This window comes from Pseudomonas sp. 30_B, assembly GCF_017491605.1.
GTDB lineage: Bacteria > Pseudomonadota > Gammaproteobacteria > Pseudomonadales > Pseudomonadaceae > Pseudomonas.
Genome location: NZ_JAFGYY010000070.1, coordinates 1 through 836 on the forward strand (window position 1 = coordinate 1; position 836 = coordinate 836).

Consider the following 836-nt stretch of genomic DNA (forward strand, 5'->3'; position numbering starts at 1 on the left):
ACATGACGAACCGAACGAACGCAACCCACGCGACGAACGCGACGAACGCGACAAATGCCGCCCGTGAGGCGGCCGCCGAGCGCCGACGCCTAGGCGGATGGCTGCCCGCCGAGGAGGCGGCGCTCGCGCGCTATCGGAAGACGCTCGCCGCGCACGCGCGCGAGCACGCGGACGGCGTGCCGATGACGGAGGCGGTGCGCGAGCTCGCGGCGCTCGCCGAAGGCGAGCCGCCGCTGCGCATGGCGCTGACGCGCGCGATCGACGAGGCGCGCTCGCGCGGCTACGAGCTCGGCTACGAGACGATCGGCGAACTGATGGCGGTGATCGATTTCGTGATGACGTACGCGCCGCCGTTCAGCGAATCCGGGCTCGTGGTCTGCCCGCTGAACGCGCTGCTCGACTGGCCGCTTTGCATGCCGTCCGGCTACGCGTTCTTTCGCGACCGCGCGGTGAACGCGCAACTCAAGCGCGTGCTGAACGTATGGTGCGGCTTTCTGGGCGGCCCGCATTCGCGCGCGCACCTGAACGCGTCGGAGCCGGACGGCTGGTTCAGCGCGGAGGCCGTGAAGCGGATCGGCATGTCGCAGTTCCATTGCGATCCGCAACTGCCCTACTGGGGCTTCGCCTCGTGGAACGATTTCTTTACGCGGCGCTTTCTGCCCGACGCGCGGCCCGTCGCGACGCCGGACGATCCGGCCGTGATCGTCAGCGCATGCGAGGCCGCGCCGTATCACGTCGCGCACGATCTGAAGCTGCTCGACACGTTCTGGATCAAGTCGCAGCCGTATTCGCTGCGCGACATCTTCACCGCGGCGCGGCCTCGCATGCGCTGACGA

The 836-nt window shown here is 69.1% G+C and carries 1 protein-coding gene; it reads left to right on the forward strand.

What is annotated here, in order from left to right:
- The coding region (locus tag J5M67_RS27240) for a phophatidylserine decarboxylase associated domain-containing protein (protein ID WP_207888518.1) at positions 1-833 on the forward strand (833 nt) is incomplete at its 5' end.
- Between the last annotated feature and the right edge of the window lie 3 nt (positions 834-836).